Annotated in this window: 14 protein-coding genes and 3 tRNA genes; 5 read left to right on the top strand and 12 right to left on the bottom strand. The window is 46.5% G+C overall.

Features of this window, described 5'->3' with window-relative positions; translation table 11 throughout:
* Positions 1-181: 181 nt before the first annotated feature.
* Together uspE and ttcA are read left to right on the top strand one after the other, a co-directional pair.
* Positions 182-1,114, top strand: a complete 933-nt coding sequence (gene uspE, locus OX890_RS12930) for a universal stress protein UspE (protein WP_006081598.1) — start codon at positions 182-184, stop codon at positions 1,112-1,114.
* Positions 1,115-1,192: 78 nt separating this feature from the next.
* Complete coding sequence (gene ttcA / locus OX890_RS12935; RefSeq protein ID WP_268649346.1) at positions 1,193-2,161, top strand: tRNA 2-thiocytidine(32) synthetase TtcA; 969 nt, start codon at positions 1,193-1,195, stop codon at positions 2,159-2,161.
* A 200-nt stretch (positions 2,162-2,361) separates the two neighbouring features.
* Here the strand turns inward: ttcA and OX890_RS12940 are convergent, their stop codons facing one another.
* Together OX890_RS12940 and OX890_RS12945 are read right to left on the bottom strand one after the other, a co-directional pair.
* The gene (locus OX890_RS12940) at positions 2,362-2,985 is read right to left on the bottom strand and encodes a DUF2987 domain-containing protein (RefSeq protein WP_268649347.1); all 624 of its coding nucleotides are present in this window, start codon (positions 2,983-2,985) and stop codon (positions 2,362-2,364) included.
* A complete protein-coding gene (locus OX890_RS12945) occupies positions 2,978-3,790 on the bottom strand; it encodes a glucosaminidase domain-containing protein (protein ID WP_006081595.1) in 813 nt (270 codons plus the stop codon). Before OX890_RS12945 ends, OX890_RS12940 begins: the two co-directional genes overlap by 8 nt.
* A gap of 341 nt (positions 3,791-4,131) precedes the next feature.
* Here OX890_RS12945 and OX890_RS12950 point away from each other — a divergent pair, with 341 nt between their 5' ends.
* Complete coding sequence (locus OX890_RS12950; RefSeq protein WP_006081594.1) at positions 4,132-5,070, top strand: YvcK family protein; 939 nt, start codon at positions 4,132-4,134, stop codon at positions 5,068-5,070.
* Between the two features lie 118 nt (positions 5,071-5,188).
* Here OX890_RS12950 and OX890_RS12955 read toward each other — a convergent pair whose 3' ends face one another.
* The 5 genes from OX890_RS12955 to OX890_RS12975 form a co-directional block, all read right to left on the bottom strand.
* Positions 5,189-6,382, bottom strand: a complete 1,194-nt coding sequence (locus OX890_RS12955) for an amino acid aminotransferase (RefSeq protein WP_268649348.1) — start codon at positions 6,380-6,382, stop codon at positions 5,189-5,191.
* Positions 6,383-6,798: 416 nt separating this feature from the next.
* A tRNA-Leu gene (locus tag OX890_RS12960) sits at positions 6,799-6,885 on the bottom strand.
* 49 nt (positions 6,886-6,934) lie between these two features.
* Positions 6,935-7,008 (bottom strand) — tRNA-Cys (locus OX890_RS12965).
* A 23-nt stretch (positions 7,009-7,031) separates the two neighbouring features.
* Positions 7,032-7,107: transfer RNA gene (locus OX890_RS12970), tRNA-Gly, on the bottom strand.
* Positions 7,108-7,491: 384 nt separating this feature from the next.
* Positions 7,492-8,925 carry a glyceraldehyde-3-phosphate dehydrogenase gene (locus tag OX890_RS12975; protein WP_011839899.1) on the bottom strand — a complete coding sequence of 478 codons (1,434 nt, stop codon included), beginning with the start codon at positions 8,923-8,925 and terminating at the stop codon, positions 7,492-7,494.
* Between the two features lie 203 nt (positions 8,926-9,128).
* On the opposite strand from OX890_RS12975, the gene OX890_RS12980 reads away from it, so the two are divergent.
* Both OX890_RS12980 and gap read left to right on the top strand, forming a co-directional pair.
* Positions 9,129-10,028, top strand: a complete 900-nt coding sequence (locus tag OX890_RS12980; RefSeq protein WP_126491978.1) for a DUF2989 domain-containing protein — start codon at positions 9,129-9,131, stop codon at positions 10,026-10,028.
* A gap of 201 nt (positions 10,029-10,229) precedes the next feature.
* Positions 10,230-11,240: a type I glyceraldehyde-3-phosphate dehydrogenase gene (gene gap, locus OX890_RS12985; RefSeq protein WP_006081590.1), complete on the top strand. Its 1,011-nt coding sequence runs from the start codon at positions 10,230-10,232 to the stop codon at positions 11,238-11,240.
* 137 nt (positions 11,241-11,377) lie between these two features.
* On the opposite strand, the gene nadA is transcribed toward gap, so the two are convergent.
* The 5 genes from nadA to astE form a co-directional block, all read right to left on the bottom strand.
* Positions 11,378-12,460: a quinolinate synthase NadA gene (gene nadA / locus OX890_RS12990; RefSeq protein ID WP_006081589.1), complete on the bottom strand. Its 1,083-nt coding sequence runs from the start codon at positions 12,458-12,460 to the stop codon at positions 11,378-11,380.
* Positions 12,461-12,593: 133 nt separating this feature from the next.
* On the bottom strand, positions 12,594-14,207 hold the full coding sequence (locus OX890_RS12995) for a dihydrolipoyllysine-residue acetyltransferase (protein WP_126491979.1): 1,614 nt from the start codon (positions 14,205-14,207) through the stop codon (positions 12,594-12,596).
* A 9-nt stretch (positions 14,208-14,216) separates the two neighbouring features.
* On the bottom strand, positions 14,217-15,194 hold the full coding sequence (locus OX890_RS13000) for an alpha-ketoacid dehydrogenase subunit beta (RefSeq protein ID WP_006081587.1): 978 nt from the start codon (positions 15,192-15,194) through the stop codon (positions 14,217-14,219).
* A gap of 3 nt (positions 15,195-15,197) precedes the next feature.
* Entirely contained in the window at positions 15,198-16,376 is a 1,179-nt protein-coding gene (locus tag OX890_RS13005; RefSeq protein WP_126491980.1) for a thiamine pyrophosphate-dependent dehydrogenase E1 component subunit alpha, read from the bottom strand.
* A gap of 162 nt (positions 16,377-16,538) precedes the next feature.
* On the bottom strand, positions 16,539-17,573 hold the full coding sequence (gene astE / locus OX890_RS13010; protein WP_071939818.1) for a succinylglutamate desuccinylase: 1,035 nt from the start codon (positions 17,571-17,573) through the stop codon (positions 16,539-16,541).
* Between the last annotated feature and the right edge of the window lie 260 nt (positions 17,574-17,833).

Raw genomic sequence — 17,833 nt, forward strand, 5'->3', positions numbered from 1 at the left:
CTTGTCATGAATGGCAAGAACAATTCAGTTGAAAAACCGGGACTGGCTAGACATGTCATACAGATTAAGGCATGATTTTTAAGCGAGTTTTAATCAATTTCGAATGAGTTTGATCTAGAACAATACAGCTAACTGCCAAAGGCTCATGATGATATTGAGCCTATGACTAAAGGAACCTCCCATGAAGGATTATCAAAAAATACTGGTTGTGGTTGACCCTACCACTGAGAATCAAGTTGCCCTCGCACGAGCGGTGACCTTGGCCAGTAAATGCAACGCTCAAGTCACTGTGTTTCTTTCTATCTTCGACTTTTCCTATGAGATGACTTCGATTCTGTCGAATCAAGAGCGCGAAGCCATGCGTCAAGGCGTCATAGATCAACGTCTCGCTTGGATCCAAGACTTACTCGCCGCTTACACTCATCTGCAACTCAATATTGATACCCAAGTCATTTGGCATAACCGCCCCTTCGAAAGCATTATTAATCATGCAATTTCAGGGCAATACGATTTGATTGTTAAAGGCACCCATGCCCACGACAAACTCAAAGCGGTGATCTTCACCCCAACCGATTGGCATTTAATGCGTAAAGCCCCTGTGCCTGTGTTGATGGTGAAAGCCCATGACTGGCCAGCTGCGGGCAAAATCCTTTGCGCTGTGAATGTGGCAACCGAAGATACCGATCATCAAATGCTTAACGGTAAAATCATCGAGCATGCAAAAGATTTAGCGGATAAGTTCTCTGCCGAAGTGCATTTAGTCAATGGCTATCCCGGTACGCCGGTAAACTTAGCCATTGAATTACCGGACTTTGATGCCCAGTCCTACAACGAAACCATTCGCATGCAGCATGAGCAGCGCGTGAGTTACCTTGCTGGCGCTTATGATATCGATCCAAATCATTGCCATGTGAAAGAAGGTTTGCCTGAGGATGTGATCCCTGAGCTTGCTGAAAAACTCGATGCCGAATTAGTGATCTTAGGCACTGTCGGTCGCACCGGTTTTTCAGCGGCACTGATTGGCAATACTGCAGAGCATGTTATTGATAGTATCAACTGCGATTTACTGGCCATCAAACCCGACGGCTACAAATCACCGTTAGAAGAAGCCTAAGCGATACGCGGCACTTTACCCCGCCAAAGATAGCTGGAATAATACGCGCCCTGAAACTGAGTTACTGGGCGCTTTTTTATGCTTGAAGCTATATCTGAAGTTACGGCAAATCCTATGTCTGAAGAATTATCAAAAAAAAACACTACCCGTCTGAATAAATTACAGAAACGTCTGCGTCGTGAAGTGGGTAGCGCAATCGCCGATTACAATATGATTGAAGATGGCGATAAGATCATGTGCTGCCTCAGTGGCGGTAAAGACAGCTATGCGATGCTCGATATTTTGATGAATCTGCAGCAACGCGCGCCCATTCAGTTTGAAATCATTGCGGTTAATTTAGATCAAAAGCAACCCGGCTTTCCTGAACATGTGCTGCCAGCTTATTTAGATAAGCTCAATGTGCCTTATCACATCCTCGAGAAAGACACTTACTCGATAGTGAAAGATAAAATCCCTGAAGGTAAAACTACCTGCTCCCTGTGCTCTCGCCTGCGTCGCGGCACGCTCTATGGCTTTGCCCAGCGCATCGGCGCCACTAAAATCGCCCTAGGCCACCACAGGGATGACATTATCGAGACCTTGTTCTTGAACATGTTCTTTGGCGGCAAGATGAAAGCTATGCCGCCAAAGCTACTGTCGGATGATGGCGCTAATGTGGTCATTCGCCCTCTGGCCTATTGCCGTGAAAAAGATCTCGAAGAATATGCCAACTTAAGAGAATTCCCGATCATCCCTTGTAACTTGTGTGGCTCGCAGGAAAACTTAAAGCGCGCCGCAGTCAAAGACATGCTTAATCAGTGGGATAGACAATACCCTGGTCGTATTGAAACGATTTTCACAGCAATGCAAAACACCGCACCATCACAGGGTGTTGACCGTGAGCAGTTCGACTTTGTGTCTCTAACGCGTGACCCTAACGCGCCTATGCGTGGTGATGTTGCCGAAGCCAATCTACCCGCATTCGATTTCCTTGATATCGCCAACAGCGGCCGTATTGATTTGGATGCGGCAAAACGCATTGATATCGTTAACACTTACGAAGTCTAACTCAGGCTGAATTTAGCGCCCTAGTCAGTAAAACAAGTTAACCCAACGAAAGTAAGCAAGATAAATTAGCTAAACAAAAATGCCCACGTAATGTGGGCATTTTTATGGCTACAAAATAAGTTAAGACTCCCGACACTATCTTTGAGCCCGCGCTTCTGAATCGATTATTTCAAGATGCCAATTCAACGAGGCAAAGAGGATCACTTCACCCAAGGACTCAACACTAATGGCTGAGCACTGAAGCTTAGCGTAGTGATGTTTTCAAGCTCATTCGCGGCTAATTTATAACTGCCCTTAACGGCTTGTTCACGGCCATTAAGGTGTACATACACTTCTTGCTCGGGTTTGAATTCAAAGTTAAGGCCGGCAATGGACTCCCTAAAATAACGCATCGGGAAGCCTTGCATAGCGCCAAGCAGCGTGTCCATTTCGGTCACAATTTGCTGTAAACGCGCTTTATCGTACTCGGCTAATGTCTGCTTAGCTCTGACTTGCATCGCGATAGCGCATCCCTCAGCACTGCCAGCAAAATTGAGATTAACCAAGGCACGCTGATCTTTTAAATCATCATCTAAGGGAATAAATAACCGCTGAGCATCAGTATACGTCAGTGGCGTTGAGGTTTTTTCACTGGAAATAGAACCGCTTTGGATCAAACAGTTCTTTTGCATTGGAACACTAAAAGCCACTTCTACGAGTTGATAACCGCCCTTGTTGACTTGTTTTAACCTATCATAAAAACCTTTATATTCAAGGGATACAGTTTCTGCAGCGGCGCTAGTTGCCAGTAAACAGAGGCCACTAAACAACAGTTTTTTATACATCGACATTCACCAAATATTTTTCATTATGACGTAACATATCAAGCAGCTCATCAATATAAGCTTCTTGTCTTTCAGAATAATTCACGAGTCCGTAAATCAATTGATCCGCAGTCGGCTCTAGCTCCTGTGAGCGTAAATCGGCGCGGATAGAACGAAATAGCGCGTAGGCTGTATTGGAATTTAAATTGCGCATGTAGGACGAAACGGACTCGTCGACCGATGAAAACACTTTCACCTCATGGCTCTTACCAGATCCCCGTGAAGACGGCACTATGCCGCAGCCAGCAGTAAAACACCATTCACCAAAAAAGTTAAAGCCTTCACGGGCAAAACGTGAGCTGCCCCAACCGGATTCATTCGCGGCTTGGATCAGCACCATAGATTCAGGCACAATATCGACGCGCTTTAGTAAGCTTGCTAAGGATTTAGCATCGACGTTTCGCGCCGCATATTGGTATTTGTCGAATAACGTATTGAGCTGCCCGAGTTGGGTCTCAGATAAACTCTTGCCATTCTCAACCAAAGCGAGCATTTCACTGACAAACTCGCGTTCCATCGAGATGATGGCATTCTGCTGCTGCACAATCGGCCGCAGAAAATCAAAAAAGGCTTTCTTCTTTTCGGTGATATCGTTGATCGCAGAGAAGTCAGGAACTTGCGTAACAGGATCGACAGCGTCAACGAGTTGGGTCGCAATGGTAGATGAATCATTCGTGTTTGGAATGATCCAAACGCGTAATGCAAAAATCGCCACTATGACCATGGCTAATGCCAATGTAAACGAACCGATTCTACCCGTTTTCAATAGTTCACCTTAAGTGTGACGCCCGTATTGGGCAAATAAAGGGCGGATTATAAGCTAATTGTCAGATTTAACGAAATTTGCCCGCTGTCACTGTCATTAAATCAAGTACCAGGCTCATTAACTCAGGTACAATATTGCGCCTGAGGCGCCACTCTTGAGCCCTATGTCTGCCATACATGCGTGCTTGCCGTATGACTGTCGATAATGGGTGCAAGCTTTCGACTGAGCTTTTATACTAAGGTTCCTTAACGCAGTGACATTGCACAGCAGCACTTACGTCATCCTGTTTTGTACGTACAGTAACATTCATATTTTCGGGTATTCAGGAAGGAAGAACCCAGATGCAGCATTTGATGTTAAATCAATTTGAACGTGTCGTCGCCATTGGCGGAGGCCATGGTTTAGGCCGAGTATTATCTTCACTCGATTTTTTAGGCAGCCGTTTAACGGGGATTGTCGCGACCACAGATAATGGTGGCTCGACCGGTAGACTCAGAGCCGAGCAGGACTGTATTGCTTGGGGCGATTTACGCAACTGCCTATCCCATCTGGCCAATCGCCCTTCCGTTGGCTCACAGCTATTCGAATACCGTTTCCAAGGAGAGACTGAGCTTAGCGGCCATAATCTGGGTAATCTTATTTTACTGGCGCTGGATCAACTGTGTGTTCGTCCATTAGAAGCGGTTAATCTCATCCGTAACTTACTCAAGATTGAAACCCAGCTGATCCCTATGTCTGAGCAACCCACGCACTTAGTGGCTCTGCAAGCTTGTGGCAGTAAAGTTTTTGGGGAGATCAATGTCGACAGTATGGATGAAGCGCCTATCGCGCTCTGCCTTGAGCCACAGGTCGATGCCACCTTTGAAGCCTGTGAGGCCGTTCGGCACGCAGATTTAGTTATCCTAGGCCCTGGCAGCTTCTTAACCAGTATCATGCCGCCGTTGCTGTTACCTAAGTTCGCCAAAAGCCTCGCCGCAACTAAAGCGCAGGTGATCTTTATCGATAACCTGGCCGAAGAAGCCTCACCCGCGGGTCGATTTAGCATTGAGCAACGTATCGCTTGGTGTCATCAAGTGATTGGCAAGCCCATCATTCACAAAGTGTTACGTCATGGCGAACAAACGCGTTTAGGGCCACTGATCAACTATTTTCCGTTGAAGAATCGCCATAACCCGAACTTGCATGATCAAGCGAACTTATTAGATGCATTAAGCGCCCTATTGCGGATCAAATCTGAGCTCACGCTGCAATCGCACCAACCTCTAGCGCTTAGCTGTTAATCACTGTATAGCCTGCACGTGCTGACACAATAAAAACATAAAGGACAGCAAATGCTGTCCTTTATGTTTGAAGGCTAAAGAGAAATTCCTTTAGCCACATTCTATAACCTAATAAGCCTTACAAGACTCGGGCGATAGCTTTACAGATCACTGGCATATTGGTCTTAGTCATTCCTGCAACGCTAATGCGTCCTGAACCAACGATATAAACCCCAAACTCGTCTTTCAAGCGCGCCACTTGGGCTTTATTCAAACCAGAGAAACTGAACATACCATTTTGGCGAGAAATAAAGCTAAAGTCCTGAGTCACGCCTTCAGCCTTTAAGCTGTCAACGAACAGAGTACGCATTTCGGCGATACGCTCACGCATCTCTTTGACTTCCTGCACCCACATGGCTTTCAGGGCTGCGTCATTTAAGATAGTGCTGACGATCAGCGCGCCATGTGCTGGCGGGTTAGAATAGTTTGCACGTATGGTACGTTTCACTTGGCTAAAGGCACGCACGGCAGCATCAGCATCTTCAGCCACCACAGTTACGGCGCCGATACGTTCGTTGTACAAACCAAAGTTTTTAGAGAAAGAGTTAGCAACCAGCAGCTCAGGCACTTTTGATGCCACTAAACGCAGACCTGCGGCATCTTCTTCAATTCCAGCACCAAAACCTTGGTATGCAAAGTCAAACAGTGGCACAAGTTTCTTATCGGCACACAATTGGGCTATGAGTTCCCATTGCGCCAAGGTTAAATCGATACCGGTTGGGTTATGGCAGCAACCGTGTAGCAGCACGACATCGCCTGCACTCGCGTGAGACAAGTCCGTCATCATGGTATCAAAATCGATATCATGGGCTTCTGCTTTGTAATAACCGTACTCTTTAACCGTTAAACCCGCGGTTTCAAAAATATTCTGATGGTTGGCCCACGTTGGATTGCTCACCCAAATAGTGTGCGAATCGGTATTACGCAGTAAAAACTCAGCAGCAATACGCAGTGCACCTGTACCACCTGGGGCTTGCGCTGTGGCAGCACGGCCAGAAGTGATTAACTCACTGCCCTCACCGAATAACAATGTTTGTACAACATGGTTATACGCTTGCACGCCTTCAATGCCTAAGTAGTTTTTGGTCTTCTCTTGCTCAAGTATAATAGCCTCGGCTTTTTTCACTGAAGCCAGCACTGGGGTTTGTCCAGCCTCATCCTTATAAATACCGACACCCAAATTGACTTTATCCTGACGGGGATCAGCCTTAAAGGTATCGGTTAAACCAAGAATCGGATCAGCGGGTGCGAGTAATACCTGAGAGAAAATCATGACTACGTATCCTAATATGCGCGTGTAGGGGAAATTTCGGCTTATTTATACCACTGTCTTTAAGGGGGTAATAGCTACTTAAGCACCTTCTTAGGGAAATTCTTACGCTATTGTAGATTTACCAAAAAAAAGTGTCTTTTGTTATGCAATTATAAGCAGAAATATGAAATTACTTATATAAAGTTATTTATAACATCTAGATCACAAAAACCTGCTGTTTTATATTGTAGAAAAGAATCGAGCGCTGACATCGCAATACTGAATGCCGGAAATGTGAGCTGAACCCATGGCCAATCCTAACTGGACCTAGCCTTAGAATAATCAGAAATGACACGAGGTGACGCATTGTGGAGTTCGGGCTTTGAGATGCGATAAAGCAAAAAAGCCCTGACATGAGTCAGGGCTTTTCTGTTTTTTGGTACCCGAGGCCAGACTTGAACTGGCACGCTGTTACCAGCGAGGGATTTTAAATCCCTTGTGTCTACCGATTCCACCACTCGGGCAAACTCTTTATATTAACGACGGGAATCGTGTCATTAATACGTTAATCTATGGAGGCGCGACCCGGAGTCGAACCGAGATCGACGGATTTGCAATCCGCAGCATAGCCATTCTGCCATCGCGCCCAAACTGCCAAATTTATTAAATTTGGAGCGACATATCGGGTTCGAACCGATGACCTATACCTTGGCAAGGTATCGCTCTACCAACTGAGCTAATGTCGCCTAACATTGCGCTTAATCATTAGAAGCCATGCTAGGCATGCTTTCCCTTGACTGCGGATTGGCATTCTACCGATTTAGACCTCAGAGTCAATCAACAATTTTTAAAAAATGATCTAAGCCGCATCGTTTGCCCAATAAAGCGCCACAAGTCCGCAAAGTTGATGTTTCCTTCATCAATTTAGGCTTTTTTGCCGATACTGACGCCGATGCGGCAGATGATTAAGTGAGGCAGAAAAGCTGTGGTTGATTGTGAGGATTGAGTCGAACTCAATTAAATTGCCTGAGTATAGAAAAACAAAAGCGCCCTACTGGGCGCTTTATGTGAAGATTATGCGCAGTTTTGAAGACTCCACATAACTTACGCTGGTGATTTACACAGCTAACTTATGCTGGTAGAGATAGCGTCGTTAAACCTAACATAGTTTGCATTACGCCAACTACTTGGCAGCTGTAACCAAACTCGTTGTCATACCATACATAAAGAATGGCACGCTTGCCTTCTGCGATAGTCGCTTGTGAATCAATCACGCCCGCGTAGCGAGAACCCACTAAATCGCTCGATACAATCTCAGTAGAGTCGGTGTAATCGATTTGATTTTGTAGTGGTGATTGCAGCGCCGTATCTTTCAGGTACTCGTTCAGCTCATCTTTACTGGTTTCAGCATTCAAGTTCATGCTGATGATGGCCATAGAGACGTTCGGCGTTGGCACACGAATCGCGTTACCGGTTAACTTGCCCGCTAAGACTGGCAGTGCTTTAGCAACGGCTTTAGCGGCGCCTGTTTCAGTGATTACCATGTTTAATGGTGCACTGCGGCCACGGCGATCAGCGGTGTGATAGTTATCAATCAAGTTTTGATCGTTGGTATAAGAGTGAATCGTCTCAACGTGACCATTCTCAATACCATATTTATCATTCACGGCTTTCAGTACCGGCGTAATGGCGTTGGTCGTACAGCTTGCCGCAGAAACGATAATGTCTTCTGGGGTAATGTCGCCTTCATTCACACCGTAAACGATGTTCTTGATTGCGCCTTTTGCAGGAGCTGTCAGCAACACTTTGCTCGCGCCTGGGCTCTTAAGATGTAAACCAAGACCCGCTTCATCTTTCCAAATACCTGTGTTATCAACAACGAGTGCATCGCTGATATCGTATTTAGTGTAATCCACTTCATCAGGCGAATTCGCGTAAATCACTTGGATATAGGTACCGTTGGCGATGATGGCATTGTTCTCTTCGTCAACTTCCACAGAGCCATTGAAAGGCCCATGGACTGAGTCACGGCGTAACAAACTGGCACGTTTCTCTAAATCACCTTTCTTACCGCCACGTAATACAATAGCGCGCAATCTTAACTTATTGCTGCGACCTGTGCGTTCAATCAACAGGCGTGCTAATAAGCGACCGATACGGCCAAAACCATAAAGCACGACATCACGCGGCGCGACATCATCAGCATGGTCGATGGCATCGGCCAACTCTTTCGCCATATAGTTTTCAATTTCGCTGACATCGGTGTGATCGCGCCAGTAATTGACGGCAAGCTTACCAATATCCACTTTACATTGTTTAACTGCGAGTTTGCTCAAAGCTTGAACGAAGGGGAAACTCTCGCGTAAACGTAATTTTTCACCGACATGACGACGAACTAAACGGTGCGCTTTAATAATTTCAATCGTAGAAGCATTGAGTAACGGCTTGCCGTAGACCACGACTTCAACGCCTTGGTTACGGTACAACTTGCCTAACAAAGGCTGCATTGCCTCTGCCATTTCAAAACGTTCTTGCCAACTTTGTAGGTGTTTATCAGCGCTCATTTACAGATCCTTTATCTCACTTTTCAATAAAATGTACTGAAAGGTTTGAGTAACATGACGAAAAGACCAATAATCTAATACGGGTTTTAGGGAAAACCCTGTTTTGGTCGGCGCCATTGTAATGAAAGTCGCGCTTTGTTGCCAGTAAGATATTTTCTGTAAATCTGTAATTTTATTAGAAAAATTATCGCTTGGAGAGTGTTTTGAGACAAAATCTAGTAATAATTACATCATTTATCTTAGGGATGAGCTTTTTCGGTCTTTTCGGTTGTGATAATGACCGAAATATCTCAGCAATTTGTAAAAATAATCCTGAAATTTGTGCCGATTTGCATAAGGACGGCTGGTGTTTGGCCGAAAAAACCAAACTTATCCAGAACCGCTACGAGTTAAAAGACATCGAAAACCCCACAGGCAAACAACTCTATCTGCAATTGACCTATCTTGAGGATTACAGCCGCTGCATTGAACTCGCCTCTGGCGTGCAACATATCATCCACACCAATCGCACCGCTGATAGAGCCAGAGCTTTTAGATTAAGCACCCAGAATTTAAGCTTGCTCCAAGATCAAACCCGCGAGCGACAAGATCCTTTCATGTCCTATTACCAATGGACACGCTTTGGCGATACCGCAGCGCTAAATCGATTGTTAGAACATGAAAACGCCGGTGAAGTGACTGACTCTTTCTTACTTGCCCAAGTCGCCACCTATTACAGCAATCGAAATGCCATCAAAGCGCAACAACTCTATCTTAAAGTCTTTGAAGACATCCAATACGATGATTTCGAGGTTAACTGGTTACTTGGGCTCGCATCAGCCTATCGTCAGCAACAGGTATTCGATAAAGCCTATATGCTGACGAAGGCAAATTTACTACTTACGCAGCAGAAGTATTCAGAGGAAAAAATGCTAGCCTTGCTCGGTGGCAATAAAACGCTGGCGACTGAACTCGATTTAAAAGCCCAAGCCCTTATCGATGCGCTAAAAAACGGGACTTATTCTCAGAGTCCAGTAAGACAATGGCTTGATCCTCAAGCGGTTGCCCAAGCGCCAACGGCAACCGAAGCTGTGCCGCTTGCGCCTGTCCAAAAAACAGACTAAGCAATCGATGGCAAAATGTTTGCCATCTTGTAATTTTTTACCCAATTAACGCGTAAAAAATGGTGATTTCGCGACCGATGTAAAAAAAATACCTAATTTGTTAATCAAGACAGCGGTAAAATGCCGATTTAACTTGACGATAGCTGTCAGTTTGGTAATTTTACTACCAGTTGAATTTTATAATCACCAGAGGGATATGAGATGACTATCCGTGTAGCAATAAATGGCTATGGCCGTATCGGTAGAAACGTATTACGCGCCTTGTACGAAAGCGAAAAAGCTTATCCAATCAAGATTGTCGCTATTAATGATTTAGGCGACGCTTCAATCAACGCTCACCTGACAAAATACGATTCTGTTCACGGTCGTTTCAATGCCAAAGTTGACCATGATGCCGAAGCTATTTATGTGAATGGCGATAAGATCCTCACTTTCCAAGAACGTGATCCTGCAAAACTGCCATGGGCTGAGTTGCAAGTTGACGTGGTTTTCGAATGTACTGGTATCTTCACTTCTAAAGAAACCGTTCAACCGCATTTAACCGCTGGTGCGAAGAAAGTAATTATTTCTGCTCCAGGCAAAAACGTCGATGCCACTGTTGTTTACGGTGTGAACAACAACGTGCTGACGTCAGACATGACAGTGATTTCAAATGCTTCTTGTACAACTAACTGTTTAGCGCCTTTTGCTAAGCCGTTAAATGACGAGATTGGTATTGAATCAGGCCTGATGACCACGATTCACGCTTATACCAACGATCAACGTTTATCTGACGTATACCACACAGATTTACGTCGTGCTCGTGCTGCAGCACTGTCAATGATCCCAACTAAAACTGGCGCAGCAGCTGCTGTAGGTTTGGTTGTACCTGAATTACAAGGTAAATTCGACGGTTTAGCGGTTCGTGTACCTACAGTTAACGTATCACTGGTGGATTTATCTTTCATCGCTGCCCGTGATACGACAGTTGAAGAAGTGAATGCCATTATTGAACGTGCTGCTAGCGTTGCGCCATTGAGCGAAGTGTTAGCAGTAAACAAAGAGCCATTGGTGTCTATCGACTTTAACCACAATGCGTTCTCTTCAAACTTTGACGCCACTCAAACCCGTGTAAACGGTCGTTTAGTGAAAGTGATGTCTTGGTATGATAACGAGTGGGGATTCAGTAACCGTATGTTAGATAACGCGGTTGCACTGATGAACGCAAAGTAATCTAGTCACTAGATCCTGCGTTACTCAATCAAGCCTCGCATTTGCGGGGCTTTTTATTGCCTTAAATTCCAGCCATAAAAAATCCCCACTCTATGGCGGGGATTTTTATCAAACGGAGAAAAAGCTAAAGAACGGGCTTAGGCATTACCCTTCACTTTCATATTCAGTGTCTTGGCAAAATCCAGCATGCGCGTCAGCGGGATCAGCGCTTTAACTCTTAAGTCTTCATCCACAAAAATCTCATGGGTGGTTTTATCGCTGTCGGCGAGTGACGCTTCAATGGCCTGTAGACCGTTCATCGCCATCCAAGGACAGTGGGCACAGCTCTTACAGGTTGCACCGTTACCGCCGGTTGGCGCTTCGATTAAGATTTTACCTGGCGCCGCCTGCTGCATTTTATAGAAGATGCCGCGATCGGTTGCCACGATAAAACGCTCATTCGGCATTGTCTGTGCCGCTTTGATCAGCTGACTGGTCGAGCCAACAGCATCCGCCATCGCCACCACACTGGCTGGTGACTCAGGGTGCACAAGGATAGCCGCATCTGGGTAAACGCTTTTCATATCGCGCAGCGCGTTCGATTTAAACTCGTCGTGAACGATACAATCGCCCTGCCACATCAACATTTCGGCGCCCGTCTGTTTAGCAATATAACTGCCTAAATGACGGTCTGGTCCCCAAATGATCTTTTTGCCTTCGCTGTCTAAGTGCTCAACGATTTCGAGGGCAATGCTAGAGGTCACCACCCAGTCGGCGCGCGCTTTAACGGCAGCCGAAGTATTGGCGTAAACCACCACAGTATGATCAGGGTGCGCATCGCAGAAAGCGCTGAACTTATCGATTGGACAACCTAAGTCCAATGAACAAGTGGCTTCTAAGGTCGGCATTAAAATGGTTTTTTCTGGGCTCAAAATCTTGGCGGTTTCGCCCATAAACTTGACCCCAGCAACGATTAAGGTTTTTGCTGGGTGATCGCGGCCAAAGCGCGCCATTTCTAAGGAGTCTGAAACGCAGCCGCCGGTTTCTTCGGCAAGGGCTTGGATTTCAGGATCGGTATAATAGTGGGCAACCAGAACGGCATCTTTTTCAATGAGCAGTTGTTTGATACGCGCCTTGTAATCGGCTTTTTGCGCATCGGACAAAGGAACTGGCTTAGGCGGAAACGGGTAATCAATGGTTTCTATTGTTGGAGCAAATGGGCTGGGGGCAAACTGACTCATAACACATCCATCAGGATAACTACGTCCGGGAATTATACGTAATCGGGATCAAAAAATTAACCCATTTGTGCAAAGCAAATAAAAAAGGACGCTCTAAAGCGTCCTTTTACTGTCAAATCTGCGTGCCAGCGGCTTAGCGCATGGCCAATAACATCTCTTGCGGCTGCTCCAGATATTGTTTCCACAGATTACAGAAGCGAGCAATGGTACCGCCATCGATCACCCTGTGGTCGCCAGACCAGCTTACTTGCATGATTTGGCGGGCTTCGACTTCCCCTTTCGCGTTAAAACGCGGCAAGGTTTGCAATTTACCTAAGGCGACAATCGCCACCTCAGGTTTGTTGATAATAGGCGTTGCCACTGTGCCACCTAAGGCGCCAATGTTAGAGATGGAAATGGTACCGTCTTTCAGATCCGCTGGTGCCACACGGCCACTGCGGGCGGCTTGGGTCAGGCGGGTGATTTCTGCCGCCACTTCTAAAATACTCTTATCCTGCACGTCTTTGATGTTGGGCACCAAGAGACCAACTTTAGAATCCACCGCCATGCCGATATTGTGGCGCGCCTTGTAAGTCAGCTCAGTACAATCAGCATTCACTTGGCTATTCATCACAGGGAACTGACTTAACGCGAGCGACATCGACTTCATGAAGAAAGGCATCATGGTCAGCTTCACTTCATCGGACGAATACTTCACTTTCATGCTTTCGCGCAGTGCGACTAAGTCTGTTAAATCAAACTCTTCGCAATAGGTGAAGTGCGGAATGCTCGACACAGATTCCACCATCATGCGTGCCATCACAGCTTTTACGCCGCGAATAGGCTCGACCGTGTCAGCGCGTTGAGTCACTGTAGATGTTGGGACTTGGGTTTGAGATGCTTGAGCTGGCGCCTCTTTTACCTGAGTCGTACTTGGAGTAGAAACATTGCTCGCGCCTTGTTGGAAGCGAGTGATGTCTTCCTTATACACACGGCCGTGCTTTCCTGTGCCAGGTACTTGGCTCAAATCGATATCTAACGACCGCGCCATACGACGAACCGCAGGGCTGGCCAAGGCTTTACCTTGACGAGCAGGTTCTGCACTCACAATCTGCGCTGTTGGTGCCGCATTGGCCACAGTATCAGTGTTTGTTGTCGCAGGTGCAGAAGCCGCCTGTTCAACTTCAATGGCAAATAAAGGCGCATGCACTTTAGCTAGCTGACCTTTGCGATAATGCAGTTTGGCAATTTTACCCGCTTTAATGGCAGGAATTTGCACCAGCGCTTTATCTGTCATCACGTCGGCAATCGGTTGATCTTCCTCAACCCAATCACCTTCGCTCACTAGCCATTCGACGAGTTCACATTCAACAATACCTTCGCCGATATCCGGTAGTAAGAATTCTTCAATGCTGACGGATGAACTGGATGACGTATTGGCAGTTGTTGCCGCCACAGGCTCAGTCACTTTTGAAGTCGTCGCAGCAGGTTCAGTCGCAATAGACTCTTCACTCGCGATTTCAACGGCACCTTCAATTTGTACGGCATAGAGCGGCGCATGCACTTTCGCAATATCGCCCTTGGCGTAATACAGCTTAGTGACCACGCCCGCAAATGGCGCAGGGATTTGCACTAGGGCTTTGTCTGTCATGACATCGGCAATCGGCTGATCTTCAACGACTGTGTCGCCTTCTTTGACCAACCATTCAACCAATTCACATTCCACTACACCTTCGCCAATATCCGGCAAAATAAAATCTTTAATCATACCGGACTCCTAGAAGGTCACTGATGCTTTGATGGCTTCAAACGTTTTGAACGCATCAGGCATGTATTCTTTTTCATGAATGAGTGGGTACGGGGTATCTAAACCACAAACGCGGCTGATGGGCGACTCTAGATACAAGAAGCATTCTTGCTGGATTGTCGCGGCAATTTCACCGGCAAAACCACCAGTTAATGGCGCTTCATGGTTAACCAGCAAACGTCCTGTCTTTTTAACTGAATCGGCAACGGTATCAATATCCCAAGGTGACAAGGTACGTAAATCAATAATTTCGCAGGAGATCCCTTCTTTAGCGGCCATATCGGCGGCTTTTTCAAGGATTTCCATTTGCGCGCCCCACGCCACTAAGGTGATGTCTTTACCTTCGCGAACCACTTCAGCCTTGCCCAGTTCAATTTCATAATCGCCCGCTGGTACTTCGCCAACCGATGCGCGATATAAACGCTTAGGCTCAAAGAAGATCACTGGGTTTTTGTCACGGATTGACGCCAACAGCAGGCCTTTGGCTTGCTCTGGGTTACGTGGCACCACCACTTTTAATCCCGGTGTCTGGGTAAAATAAGCTTCGGGTGATTGCGAGTGATAATGGCCGCCAGCAATGCCGCCGCCATAGGGCGTACGGAACACTAATCCACCGACATCGAACTCATTACCGCTGCGGTAACGGAACTTGGCAGACTCGTTGACGATTTGATCGAACGCCGGAAAGATATAATCGGCGAATTGGATTTCAGCCACAGCAGTCATGCCATTTGAGGCTAAACCATTGGCAAAACCGGCAATACCTTGCTCTGTCAGCGGGGTATTAAAGCAGCGATCGCGACCGAATTTTTCTTGAAGACCGGAAGTGGCGCGAAATACCCCGCCAAAGTGACCCACATCTTCACCAAAAACTACCATGCGCTCATCGGCTTGCATGGCGATCGACAAGGCCTCATTGACGGCCTGTAACATATTCATTTCAGCCACGGCTTATAGTCTCCCTGCACTTTTTGGATAGGCTTGCGGATATTTTTTGATATGTTCTTTAAGATCAGCGAGTTGCTTTCTCAGCACTGGCGTCGGCTTGTCGTACACATCTTCAATAATTTCATCCAGCATAGGCACAGGAATTTTTTCAGCCACTTTTACCGCAGCCAATACTTCTTCACGATATTTCTCATGCAGTTTCACATCATCCACTTCAGCTAACCAACCTTTGTTGATAAGCCATAATTTGAAGCGTTTAACCGGATCGTGTTGCTGCCACTTGGCTTCTTCATCTTTCGAGCGATAACCTGATGGATCGTCTGATGATGAATGCGCGCCGAGACGGTAAGTCATGGCTTCAATCAGCACCGGGGCATTGTGCTCAATCGCATAGGCGCGGGCTTGCTGGGTTGCCGCTAACACGGCCAGCATGTCATTACCATCAACACGAATGGTGTGCATGCCATAACCCACACCGCGACTCGCAATACCGTTACCGGCAAACTGCTCTTCAGTTGGGGTTGAAATGGCGTAGCCATTGTTACGGCAGAAGAAAATCACTGGACACTTCAATACTGCGGCCATGTTTAGACCAGCATGGAAGTCCCCTTCCGATGCAGCGCCTTCGCCAAAATAGCAAACCGCGACTTTGCGCTTACCTTGCATTTTTAAGCTGTAGCCCACACCCGTCGCCTGCGGGATTTGTGTCGCAAGGGGTGAAGAAATCGTTTGATAATGCAATGCCGCACTGCCGTAATGAATGGGCATTTGGCGACCTTTACCAAGATCTTTCTCGTTACTGAACATCTGATTCATAAACTGTTCAGTGGTAAAGCCGCGATAACGCAGCGCCGCATGCTCACGGTATTGCGCGAGGATCACGTCTTCTTGATCGAGTGCGGCCACACTGCCGACAATCGCCGCTTCTTCACCTGTACAGGTCATATAGAAGCTGATGCGCCCTTGACGTTGGGCACCTAACATACGTTCATCGAGTACCCGAGTGAATACACAGGTATCGTAAATTTTAGTGGCTAAGGTTTCATCTATCACAGGCAAAACCGCGGTTTCATAAGTGGTGCCGTCGGCTTGTAGAATTCGAAGGATAGGAATGTGTAGCGATGCCTTATCCAAGAAGCCGACACGGTGCACTGTATCAGTGTTGAGTGTTGCTTTGCTCATATTGTGCTCTTGTTATCTCATTACGCACCAAAGCGTTTTGATGCGTCTGTTTATACGAATATGCCCGACGAACATTACGTTAACGTAAACTACCTATCAACCATTGGCATAGCTCAAACCACAAGTTATCCCTGCCTCGCATGTATATATTGCTTTACAAGCCTAACGCACGTCCGCATTCACCGCAGGGATCAGGCAAATCACGGTGCGATTGCCAATAGGCACTTTGGCATTAGGGAACACGACAGACTCAAACTCATGTTCCACTTTAATTTCTTGCCCACCTTCCCGCGCTAAGACAAAGCCCTTCGGGAAAGATCTGAAGTTTTCGACATCGGTTGCGAAGGTAAATTCAAAATCATCGAAATGTTTATTGATGACGCGGCACACTTGGTACAAGTTAACCTTATCGGCATCAAATGCATCTAACTCCAACGGCTTAGCGGTGATTAAACGCATAAACATTTCATGGGTGGCGATAAAACGCGTCATGTCGTTCTGCCCCATGGGATAGACTTTGCCAAGCTCAATGGTAAAGGCATCGGCGCCGTAGCGTTCAGAGGAAAAATAGCTAAAGGTCGTGGTCGGTTCGTGGTGAAAAAGTACAGTATCGACGCCACTAGCTGCTAAAAACATGATTTGCTCGCCGCTAAAGGCACGCCCTGGACGATAGGGATAAATAGCGAACTTTTCATGCTTCGAGGCGCGCATCGCCGTGTGCAGATCATAATGAATGCGCTGGCGACCATCGGCAACCGCAGTATAAAAACGGTCGACATAGGCTTCGAGTTTTTTGGCGCGCACTCGCTCAGGATTGACTAATCCCGGAGGATTGGAATGCTCACCACTAAAAAGACGATTCATGTTCTCATCGATAATCCGCGTGCCGTTATTAATCGCTAATGGATTACCAATCAGGAATAAAGTGCGCTGTTTAGCAATGATCTTTTGCTGTAAAAGCTGCTTAATTAAGCCATTGCAGAGTTCAATGGGCGCGGTCTCGTTACCGTGAACACCGCAAGAAAGGACAACATCTTTTCCTTCATTCTGGGCGGGCTCAAAAACGATAACGCCGGTATCCCACACTTCAACTTGGGTATGGTCGCCTAAGCTAAATGAAAACTCGCCATCGAACTGTTCAGGATGGGCTAAGGTGAGCGCTAAAAAATCCTTTGAATCTAACAGAGCTTGTAACACAGAATTCTCCTTATAATGGTGTGTAACAGTAACGGCGCAATAGCATCAGTGCAGATAGCAATAACCACTCAAGCATTCATCTCACCGCGGTTAGGCTGACTCGCACCTTAAAAAGCGGCTTCAATACTAACACATGTTTTTAATGCTGTTCTCAGACATTTATCGCCATAGGACCCAGTTTTGAACGGAATAAGATCAACGCGGCGCTTTGCTATGGCGAGTGTAAATTTCCCCATCATCTTATCGAAAAATCGTCCAGC

The sequence above is a fragment of the Shewanella sp. DAU305 genome (assembly GCF_026802235.1).
GTDB lineage: Bacteria > Pseudomonadota > Gammaproteobacteria > Enterobacterales > Shewanellaceae > Shewanella > Shewanella baltica.

Coding starts and splice junctions, on each gene's coding strand:
- uspE (WP_006081598.1), top strand. CDS start 182: ATGAAGGATTATCAAAAAATACTGGTTGTGGTTGACCCTACCACTGAG.
- ttcA (WP_268649346.1), top strand. CDS start 1,193: ATGCTTGAAGCTATATCTGAAGTTACGGCAAATCCTATGTCTGAAGAA.
- OX890_RS12940 (WP_268649347.1), bottom strand. CDS start 2,985: ATGTATAAAAAACTGTTGTTTAGTGGCCTCTGTTTACTGGCAACTAGC.
- OX890_RS12950 (WP_006081594.1), top strand. CDS start 4,132: ATGCAGCATTTGATGTTAAATCAATTTGAACGTGTCGTCGCCATTGGC.
- OX890_RS12955 (WP_268649348.1), bottom strand. CDS start 6,382: ATGATTTTCTCTCAGGTATTACTCGCACCCGCTGATCCGATTCTTGGT.
- OX890_RS12975 (WP_011839899.1), bottom strand. CDS start 8,925: ATGAGCGCTGATAAACACCTACAAAGTTGGCAAGAACGTTTTGAAATG.
- gap (WP_006081590.1), top strand. CDS start 10,230: ATGACTATCCGTGTAGCAATAAATGGCTATGGCCGTATCGGTAGAAAC.
- nadA (WP_006081589.1), bottom strand. CDS start 12,460: ATGAGTCAGTTTGCCCCCAGCCCATTTGCTCCAACAATAGAAACCATT.
- OX890_RS12995 (WP_126491979.1), bottom strand. CDS start 14,207: ATGATTAAAGATTTTATTTTGCCGGATATTGGCGAAGGTGTAGTGGAA.
- OX890_RS13005 (WP_126491980.1), bottom strand. CDS start 16,376: ATGAGCAAAGCAACACTCAACACTGATACAGTGCACCGTGTCGGCTTC.